Here is a 9,239-nt window from a genome sequence, read left to right as displayed (position 1 = left end):
TAGAACAGCGCGCCTTGTGCCATCTGCCGACCCATCATGACCGTGATCCCCTGCCGCCTTGCAGGAGTGAATCACGCCCTCGTCACCGTCGCAAGCAGCCATTTTTCAACAGCCTCGTTCGGTTGTGACACCGGCGCCGGCTAAACTACACGCAGAGTGGCGTTAGGCCCGTGTCCGGTGCAGCATCGGTTCGAAGGCGTCAGGTGAATCAGTTGTCGCGACGGCGCGGTAGCGGCATAGCGATCGCTCACCGCAGGGCCTGACATATGTACACCGAAGACCTTTATCGCCTTCTGCGCACAGGACATGTTCAACTGCAGGGTATCGTCGATACCGTTGCCGACCCGCTGCTGGTGCTGGATGCCGGGCTATGCGTGCAAGCCGCCAGCCGATCCTTCTTCAGCACCTTTGGGGTCGACCGGGACGATACAATCGGGCGGCCGATCTATGAGTTGGGTAATGGCCAGTGGGATATTCCTCAGCTGCGCCAGCTGCTGACTGAGATCATTCCTAAAACCACGGCTCTCATCAATTATGAGGTCCAGCACGTGTTTCCTGAACTCGGTTCCAGGACAATGCTGCTGACCGCGCGCACACTGTTTCATCCAGATACTGTCAGCCACACCATGCTGCTCTCAATCATTGATGCGACCGACAGCACGCGCCGTGATGCGGCCAAGGATTTGCTGCTCGGCGAAGTGCGACATCGGATGAAAAACTTGCTGGGTGTGGCGCAGTCGATGGCGCGCCAGATGCCGGCGGAGGGCGTTTCGGGCGTTGAATACCGCGACACCTTCCTCAGCCGTTTCGCGGCCCTGATCGAGGCGGAGGATATTGCGTTCACCGAACAGGAAGAGACAGGCCTGGAGCGTCTGCTTGAACGAATATTTGCTCCTTTCGCCAGCAATCCTGAAGCTATCATGATCGAACCAAGTGAGCCAATTGATCTTGCCCCTCGAAAGATTATGGCGCTCGGCATGGTGTTTCACGAACTGGCGACGAATGCCGCGAAATACGGGGCGTTGTCAGTTCCAGGTGGTCAGGTGCGTGTCGGCTGGCAGGTCGAAAGCACGACCGGCCTTCTGAGGCTGACATGGACCGAATGCGGCGGTCCGGCCGTTATTGCACCTGTCGGGACCGGTTACGGCACAACACTGATCCAGTCGACCGTTAGCTACGGGCTGCGTGGAACATTGGAACAGGAATTCGCCGCGAACGGTTTGCGTGCCGAGATCCTTATTCCGATTGGGAGCGCAACTCCCCCGAGGTGACGTCATTCGTGAGCGAACAATCCTGATCGTAGAGGACGAGTTCCTGATCGCGATGGACCTGCAATTGATGCTTGAAGCGCGTGGCTGGCGTGTCATCGGACCTGTGGCGACGGTGGAGGAAGCGCTTCGCCTGCTAGAGAATGAGCTTCCTTCGGTTGCGTTGCTCGACGTCAATCTGGGCACTGAACTCGTCACGCCGGTTGCCGAGGATTTGAAGCGCCGCGGTATTCCGTTCGCGCTCGCTAGCGCTTACGCTCAACCCGAGCTCTACGGCGGCGCGATCCTCGCTCGCGTGCCCAACGCGGGAAAGCCGATGAACGAGCGGCGGGTGATGGCAGCGCTGATGCAGTTGATCGAGGCTTATTAAAATCAGGCGCTTATCGAAATCGGCGTAGTCAGGGCAGAAAGGCTAGCGGCAAGCTCGACTCTACGAAATGGCTTGGTTAGGCGGGGTAGCGCAGGATTAACGCCCTCCGCATCCGCGTAGCCGGACACGAGCAGGACCGACAGTCCAGGCTTGATCTCTTTCATTTTTCGCGCCAGTTCGGTGCCATTCATGCCGGGCATAAGGTGATCAGTGATCATTAGGTCAGGTTTCAAGCCCTCATGGACCAGACGCAGCGCGTCCTCTGCCGAACCTGCTTCCACGACTTTGTAGCCGAGGTCGATCAACATGGCAGCCGTGCTCATGCGAACCAGTTCCTCGTCATCGACCAGCAGCGCCATGCCGAGCACCTCGGAAGCAAATGCGGATTCGGGCATTCGGTGTTCGTCATCGACTACGGCACCACTGATCGGCAACCACAGTTTGATTGTCGTGCCTTCGCCAGGTTTGCTTTCCACTGTCATCTCGCCGCCCAACTGCGCTGCCAGGCCATGAACCATCGACAAGCCCAGACCAGTGCCTTGGCCGACTCCCTTGGTCGAGAAAAACGGCTCGGTCGCGCGCTGTAGCGTCGCCTCATCCATTCCAATGCCGGTGTCGGAAACGCACAGGCGAACATATTCCCCGTGCTGCAGCTGCAGTCCTGGCATGCCCTGCAAACCTACAACCTCACGCTTGGCGGCGATGACCAGTTCGCCGCCATTCGGCATGGCGTCGCGGGCATTTACCGCGAGGTTCAACAGCGCCATCTCCAATTGGTTCGGATCGGCTTTTGCTGTCGGCAGATCGGGCATCAGGTCCACGCGGATATCAATGGTCGGTCCGACAGTCGAACCGATCAGTTCCCTCAACCCCTCGACGAGCCTGCCGACATCCACAGCGATTGGCTGGAGCGGCTGACGACGCGCGAAGGCTAGAAGTCGCTGGACGAGCGTCTTGGCCCGCTCGGCAGATTGCAAAGCGCCGTCGATCAGTCGCCGCTCGCGCTCGGTTCCCACGCTCTTGCGCACGAGCATGTCGAGCGAGCCGATGATCGGGGTAAGCAGATTGTTGAAGTCGTGTGCCACGCCGCCCGTGAGGCTGCCCATCGCCTCCATCTTCTGGCTCTGGCGAAGCGCCTCCTGCGCCTGTTCTCGTTCCTCAATCGCGGTTGCGATACGGGCCTCCAGCGTCAGATTCAGCTCGCGGAGCGCCTCTTCCGCAATCTTGCGGCCGGTAATGTTCAGTGCAGTACCTGCAACACGGAGGCATGCCCCGGAGGTGTCAAATACGCCGCGTCCCTTGGCCGCGACCCAGCGAACGACGGCGTCTTCTTTGCCGATGGTGCGATACTCGACATCGTAGAGCGCACGCAGGCTTGGGTCAGCGGCAGCCGCAAAGGCGGCAGCGGTCCGTTCGCGGTCTTCTGGATGCAGGCCATCGTAAAAATCCTGCATGCTGACCGGCACTTCGGGGGAGATGCCAAACATTGCCTTGGTACGGGGGGGCCAGATCAGCGTATCGTGGATAACATCGACGTCCCAGAAGCCAACCTCGGCGTTGTCGACAGCCAGCCGAAGGCGTTCCTCGCTTTCGCGTAGCCTGCTCTCTGCGCCGATCCGACTGACGTGCGACCAGCAACGTTCGACGACTTCCTGTACGAGCGTTATCTCGTCAGGCGTCCAGTCACGCGCATGGTCCTCGTGGACTGCCATCATTGCTGCCAAACGGCCGTCCTTGATCAGCGGGCAACAGATAATCGCGTCGATGGCGATGGCTTGAAACATCTCGCGCCCGTCACCCGGAGCCACCTCCGCGGTGATGTCTCGCACAACGAGCGTTTCTCCGCCGCGCAGATCGGTTGCCGCACGGGCGCCGAACAGATCGAGGCTGTATTCACCAACAGCGCTTTCCAAGCCCTGTGCAGTATAGTCGTTGCGTATCCAAAAGCGGTCGCCGTCCTGGTCAACATCGGCGTAGGCACAACGCGAGGCTCCCAACCTGCGTCCGAGCAGCTCCGCTGCTGCGGCCATTGCGCGCAAGGCGTCGCCCGATGCGAACAGGTGATCGTTCAGCTCCCCGAGAATACGCAGGCGCGCCTCACGTTGCGCCCCGTTCCGGAACAGCCGCTCGATCTGCACCGCGCCAATCGCCAGCAGCAGGATCAACAGCGTCACCAGACCGATTGCTGCGGCAAGATAGGTCTGCCCCAGATCGGCGACGCCTTCGGCTTGATCGATGACGGCGGACTGGGTGAAGATCGCAGCGTACATGCCGGCATAGTGCATGCCGGAAATTGCGGCTCCCATCAGGATAGCGGCCGCGATGCGGTGAGGCCATTGATGATCTCGCGCTGCAAGCCAGACCGCCGTCGTCGCAGCTATGAACGCGATCACGATCGAGATGACCACCCAGGCGGGGTTATAGCTCAGCGTTGCTGGCATCCGCATGGCGGCCATGCCGATATAGTGCATCGATGCGACGCCGGTGCCGATCAGAGCCCCCGCCGCAAAAATCCTTTGCCCGGACGCCGTGCGCCAATCCAACGTGGCGAGGCCCGCGCCGGTGAACGCTACCGCCAGCGCCAGCGATGCCAACGTCGGTGCCAAATCGTAGCTCATCCGCATGCCGGGCATACTGAAGGCAAGCATCGCCACGAAGTGCATCGACCAGATCCCGCCCCCGAGCGCGATCGCCGCGGCGGTGAGCCAGATGCGACGGGTACGATCGCTTGCCGCCCGCACATGACCGGCGAGACTAAGCGCTGTAAACGAAGCGACGATCGCGATCATGATCGACAAGGTGACAAGCTTGATGTCGTGAACGCCAGCCATCTGCGCAAAGCCCTTTTTTGCGCAGCATTTTACCGCTCGATTGAGGTTTCGTCGACCCTCGCGAAGACGACGCAGCCACGTCAGCCTCGCCGGTCACCTTTGCTGTATGCCCGCCGCCCTGAGTGGTAGCGGCCGTCCATATATAGTCAAGAAGCTTATTCTGACTCGGGATAGGCCTCAGCGATCATTATGCCTGCGGTGTCAGCATATACCACGCCCCACGCCTGGCGGATTTCAGAGGTAAACCTGACGCCGATCATTTCTTCGAACGTATCGATCAACACCGTTCCGACTGCTTCATATTGATATGCACGCACGCCGTATTTGACGTGCCTTTTCGCTAAGTCTGACAATATCGGATGCAGGCGATCGAGGTTCGCAACATTTTGGATGAGCATGTCTATTGTTTTGGTGAAAACCTCGATTTGATGCGTCATGTCGTCGGGAAAGAGTGCGCGGGCAAAGGGGTGCATTAAGAGCAGTCGATGATAAAAAATTTCGGCATACCGGTTGGGTGATTGCAGAATGAGAGCGTAACTTTGCCGAACCAAGCGGACCTGTTCCGTTGTTAATGACACTAACCGCTCCCGTACGAGTGTCGCTTTGACCTTCGCCATGTGCCTTGGAAGGTGCCTGATATGATACCCTTTCGCCGTGAGGCGCAATCGCTTCGGCCGTTCGAATTCCATTAACCGTTTACCCGTAGGGTCAGGCTGTAGCGATGAGTGAGTTGTCCTGTGCGTATCGATCAACTTCAGCCGTCCCCAAGTTCGGCAGAGCCCCTCGAAATACCTCCTGAGCTCTTGGAAAGCGTGCATCGTCATCAGGCCCACCTGGCAGCGCTGGTCGCCAGCTTGCGTGCGGCCGGCATCGGCGAGGATGTGGTCGAGGCAAGTGTCCGATCTCTGGTCGATAGCTATGCCGATGATCTGACTGTCGCAATTCGCGCTATGATCACTGAGCCTCGTCATGGATGACCCTCTCCTGCATGACGACGACGCCCGCGTTGCAGCCCTGCGCCGTCTGAATGTGCTCGACACAGCGATCGAGGAGCCATTCGAAAAGATCGTCACTCTCGTCCGGACGGTTCTGGCGGTACCCATCGCGACCGTGACGCTGGTCGATCGCAACCGCCAGTGGTTCAAGGCAAGGCGCGGTATGGACCTGAGTGAAACTCCGCGCTCCGTTTCCTTCTGCACGCACACGATCCAGCAGCGTGAACCGTTAATCATTGAAAACGCTCTCCACGATCCGCGATTTGCAGACAGCCCGCTGGTCTCTGGCCCGCCATATGTGCGCAGCTACGCCGGCGTCCCATTGCGCACGCCAGAGGGCTACAACGTCGGCGCGCTGTGCGCGATAGACACCCGACCCAGGTCGTTCACCCCGGCAGACATCGCGATCCTTGGCAATTTCGCCAACATCGTCTGCGACGAACTCGAATTGAGGCTCATTGCCCAGGTGGATCATCTCACCGGCGCCTTGACCAGGCGCGGGTTCGTCGATCAGGCCGAGAAGGAGATAGAGCGTGCAAGCCGCTATGGACGGGCTACGTCGCTCGTCATGCTCGACGTCGATCATTTCAAGCGGGTAAACGATACATACGGCCATGCAATTGGCGATCAGGTGCTGCAGCAGATCGCCCGCATTGCCGAAGTTGCCCTTCGCCCCAGCGATCTGTTTGGCCGGCTGGGTGGCGAGGAATTTGCGCTGCTGTTGCCGGAAACGAACGGGACCGCTGCGGTCATTGCCGCAGAGCGCCTGCGACAGGAAATCGCAAACCACCCGATGACATGCCCCGACGGCAGCACGCTGCACATTACGGCAAGCTTCGGCGTTGCAGAATTGTCTGCGTCGACGAGTTCACTGACGGAGTGGCTCGCGCGCGCCGATACGATGCTTTACGAAGCGAAATCCAATGGACGAAACTGTACGAGACTTGCTGAGGTCGCATAAAATTGAAAGGCACACCACGCGCCTCGAAGCTCACGGCAGTCTTTCCACATCATTCCGTCCACATCAATTTTGACCAAATCTTAACCATTATATTTCTGGAACAATCAGAATATATGATGATTTGAGTGACCATGATTATCGAGACCATTGCCAGAGACGTTGTCGAGCAGCACAAAGAGCGAGCGGGCCAGTTCGTCGTTGATCAGATCGTGGCTGCTATTCGTGGCCTCGACAATACGACTGCACAACATTGGGATGCCGTCGGCAAAGCCATCGAGCAACATTCATGGACGGCACGGTGAAACATGCCAGCCCGATTGAAAAGTGGGCTGGCGTGCTTCTCTAAACGGTGAATGGTCAGGCGGCCATCATCGGCCGCCTATCAATAATGCTTCCGATGATTTCTGCTATGGATGCGAGCTTTTTTGTCATCGCAGGGATCACAGGGCGCACCTTGGTGTCCAACACGCAAAGCGCCCCCAGCCGGACTCCCTCCGCCGATACCACAGGCTGGCCCGCGTAGGTCCGGAAGCCAGGCTCGCCAACAACCAAGGGGTTGGCCCGTAAACGCGGGTCCGCCGCGGCGTCTTGCACCACGAACAACTCGCCGCCCGCTATGGTGTAATTGCAAAAGGCATCTGACCGCGGGCAGCTTTCCTCCTCGAAGCCAAAGGACGATTTGATCCACTGCGTCTCTCGATCGATGAACGTGAGGAGGCACACGGGAAAGCCGGTAGTCTCGGCTGCAAAGCGCGTGATCAGATCAAACTCCCGCTCCCTTACGGCGTTGGCGAGATGTTTCTGCTGCAAGGCTTCCAGCCGAGCGTCTTCATCGATCGGAACAGGATATCCGTAATGGACCAGAGCACCTGTGCGCCGAACCGGCGGCCGTGATGTAACATCTGATATCGAGCGAAGGGACGCGCTGTACCCGGATGATGCCTCGACACCTTCACACGTCTTGATGATCTTTCTGAAAAACGAAGTAGGGTCATCAACAATTTCGCGCTTGCCTAGGCAAAGTGACGCACCGAGCGACTCCAGCTTCGACGACACCAATATGCTTTTAACCGCCTGATCGGAAATTACGATTTTGCAAAGACATGTCCGGCTTGCCATGCTTTCGAGCAGGGCTGCTCCATCTATGTAAGGCATGCACAGATCAATCGTGACGAGATCTGGCCCAAGACGCCTGATCATCTCCATCGCTTGTATGGCGTCTCCCGCAACACCAACGACTTCGAAGTCGCGACGTTGTTCGAACGTCCGCTCCAAGATCGCTTGAGATATCCGCGAGTCATCTACTATCACCACTCGTCGCACCTGCCGAGCCGCCATTTTCATAACGCTACCCCCCCCCGGTTAATGCCGGCGGTTGGTGCGAAGCCGGCGACGGGGAATGTGAGCCGATATATGTTAGCGAAACATTTAAATCCCGGCATTTTAATTCAGGTTGAGACGTTTAATGGGGTTATCTCATGGGTGCGATTTATGCAAGAGCTTTCTTCTAACGACGTGCCGATCGTCAGTGCAGTTCACGCTTTGAGCCTAATGCGCGAGGCGCTTGCGCTGCTCGATCATGCAGGAGCATCGCTTGCAGCCTGCCAACTTCAGCACGCGATCAACACACTCGATCCGCCCCATTCGAGTTTTACAGCGGACTAACGCAGGAGACTGCCCACTAGGTTTGTGAATTGGCAGGGCGTTGCTATGACATACCAACCGGCTGGGTGATCTCGGTGTCGCGGGAGACAAACGGGCTGCTGGAACGCAGCGAGAGTTCGTTAGCCGGATTGAGGCAACCATTCGGGCTCGAACTTGAGTTGCCGATGCGGCCGGGGTGACAAACGCTGAAGGCCCGGTAAATCAAGAAGCTGGATATTGTGCGCCTGTCGGCTGATGAGATGTTGGCTTTCAAGGCTGCCGAACATGCGACTGACATGTACTGAGGTGAGGCCTAGCAAATCGCCGATAACTTCCTGCGTCAACGGCAGATCGAACGCGTCGTCCGTGACAGTACCAACGGCGCTCAGACGAGAATGTAAATCGAGAAGAAGGCCAGCAAGCTGATTTAGCGCTCGTGCATTGCCTGTGGCCGCCAGAGAATCCATCAAGGCCATCCGTTCCATCTGTATCGCGACGGTGAATAGCGCTGCCACTCGTGGCGCGGTAAGGAACAGCTCGCCCATCCTGGTGTAAGAAACGAAGGACGTCGTGGCCGGCGTGATCGCAGTCAACGTGTCGGCTGCCGTGCAAAGGATCATGCTGGGAGTGGAAAGCATATCACCCGGCAGATGAATTTTCTGAATGAGGCGCTTGCCCCTTTTTAAAAGCAGCGACGAAGAAACCCAACCATCGTTCAACAGATGGAAACCTTCGACCTCGTCTCCCTCCCTTTGAAATATCTCGCCTTTCTGCCGCTCCGCGGGGCATCCGCCAAGGCTCCGAAGTACGCACTCTTCGGATTGTGAGAGGTTGGCGAGGGCCTTGAAGCGGTGGATCGGATAATCCAGATCAAGTCCCCTTCACATCACGGTTTTCGTACCGCTTTAATGCGTTACTGCGAGCCTTCTCACAAGGCCGTCGTGCCGGAACGCTTTTGTGGACGTGAAACAATTAGTTCCGGGTGTCAGTCCGATCGGTCGAAGGAGTAGGACGGAGCTAAAGCTGTTAGATCTTCGCCGGTGTCACAACCGGTCGAGGCTGTTGAAAAATGGCTGCTTGCGACGGTGACGAGGGCGTGATTCACTCCTGCAAGGCGGCAGGGGATCACGGTCATGATGGGTCGGCAGATGGCACAAGGCGCGCTGTTCT

At 58.1% G+C, this 9,239-nt stretch carries 10 protein-coding genes; 5 read left to right on the top strand and 5 right to left on the bottom strand.

The features are described from left to right. Positions 1 to 266 precede the first annotated feature (266 nt). On the top strand, positions 267 to 1,271 hold the full coding sequence (locus tag U1872_RS22020; protein WP_332795023.1) for an HWE histidine kinase domain-containing protein: 1,005 nt from the start codon (positions 267 to 269) through the stop codon (positions 1,269 to 1,271). Beyond that, positions 1,246 to 1,638: a response regulator gene (locus U1872_RS22015; protein ID WP_332795022.1), complete on the top strand. Its 393-nt coding sequence runs from the start codon at positions 1,246 to 1,248 to the stop codon at positions 1,636 to 1,638. Before U1872_RS22020 ends, U1872_RS22015 begins: the two co-directional genes overlap by 26 nt. Positions 1,639 to 1,640: 2 nt before the next feature. Here U1872_RS22015 and U1872_RS22010 read toward each other — a convergent pair whose 3' ends face one another. Together U1872_RS22010 and U1872_RS22005 are read right to left on the bottom strand one after the other, a co-directional pair. Beyond that, positions 1,641 to 4,469, bottom strand: coding sequence for an MHYT domain-containing protein (locus tag U1872_RS22010; RefSeq protein WP_332795021.1), 2,829 nt, complete (start codon positions 4,467 to 4,469; stop codon positions 1,641 to 1,643). Positions 4,470 to 4,624: 155 nt separating this feature from the next. Further along, positions 4,625 to 5,440 carry a globin domain-containing protein gene (locus U1872_RS22005; RefSeq protein WP_332795020.1) on the bottom strand — a complete coding sequence of 272 codons (816 nt, stop codon included), beginning with the start codon at positions 5,438 to 5,440 and terminating at the stop codon, positions 4,625 to 4,627. Here U1872_RS22005 and U1872_RS22000 point away from each other — a divergent pair. Next, positions 5,439 to 6,425 (top strand): GGDEF domain-containing protein, encoded by a 987-nt coding sequence (locus U1872_RS22000; protein WP_332795019.1) that lies wholly within the window; start codon positions 5,439 to 5,441, stop codon positions 6,423 to 6,425. The genes U1872_RS22005 and U1872_RS22000 overlap by 2 nt on opposite strands. A 125-nt stretch (positions 6,426 to 6,550) precedes the next feature. Beyond that, positions 6,551 to 6,727: a hypothetical protein gene (locus tag U1872_RS21995; RefSeq protein WP_332795018.1), complete on the top strand. Its 177-nt coding sequence runs from the start codon at positions 6,551 to 6,553 to the stop codon at positions 6,725 to 6,727. Between the two features lie 55 nt (positions 6,728 to 6,782). Here the strand turns inward: U1872_RS21995 and U1872_RS21990 are convergent, their stop codons facing one another. Beyond that, entirely contained in the window at positions 6,783 to 7,769 is a 987-nt protein-coding gene (locus U1872_RS21990) for a response regulator (protein ID WP_332795017.1), read from the bottom strand. Between the two features lie 69 nt (positions 7,770 to 7,838). Between U1872_RS21990 and U1872_RS21985 the strand changes: the two genes are divergently transcribed. Then, positions 7,839 to 8,090 carry a hypothetical protein gene (locus U1872_RS21985; RefSeq protein ID WP_332795016.1) on the top strand — a complete coding sequence of 84 codons (252 nt, stop codon included), beginning with the start codon at positions 7,839 to 7,841 and terminating at the stop codon, positions 8,088 to 8,090. 119 nt (positions 8,091 to 8,209) lie between these two features. Here the strand turns inward: U1872_RS21985 and U1872_RS21980 are convergent, their stop codons facing one another. After that, positions 8,210 to 8,830 (bottom strand): Crp/Fnr family transcriptional regulator, encoded by a 621-nt coding sequence (locus tag U1872_RS21980; protein ID WP_332795024.1) that lies wholly within the window; start codon positions 8,828 to 8,830, stop codon positions 8,210 to 8,212. A 224-nt stretch (positions 8,831 to 9,054) separates the two neighbouring features. After that, a partial coding sequence (locus U1872_RS21975; RefSeq protein ID WP_332795015.1) for a hypothetical protein occupies positions 9,055 to 9,239 on the bottom strand: 185 nt, incomplete at its 5' end.

Origin of the sequence: Parasphingomonas frigoris (assembly GCF_036663815.1) — a bacterium.
GTDB lineage: Bacteria > Pseudomonadota > Alphaproteobacteria > Sphingomonadales > Sphingomonadaceae > Sphingomonas.
This window is presented reverse-complemented; position numbering and strand designations above follow the sequence as displayed.

Bases quoted from the DNA above. Each gene is read 5' to 3' on its own strand.
- U1872_RS22020 (WP_332795023.1), top strand. From the start codon at position 267: ATGTACACCGAAGACCTTTATCGCCTTCTGCGCACAGGACATGTTCAA.
- U1872_RS22010 (WP_332795021.1), bottom strand. From the start codon at position 4,469: ATGGCTGGCGTTCACGACATCAAGCTTGTCACCTTGTCGATCATGATC.
- U1872_RS22000 (WP_332795019.1), top strand. From the start codon at position 5,439: ATGGATGACCCTCTCCTGCATGACGACGACGCCCGCGTTGCAGCCCTG.
- U1872_RS22005 (WP_332795020.1), bottom strand. From the start codon at position 5,440: ATGACGAGGCTCAGTGATCATAGCGCGAATTGCGACAGTCAGATCATC.
- U1872_RS21990 (WP_332795017.1), bottom strand. From the start codon at position 7,769: ATGAAAATGGCGGCTCGGCAGGTGCGACGAGTGGTGATAGTAGATGAC.
- U1872_RS21985 (WP_332795016.1), top strand. From the start codon at position 7,839: ATGTTAGCGAAACATTTAAATCCCGGCATTTTAATTCAGGTTGAGACG.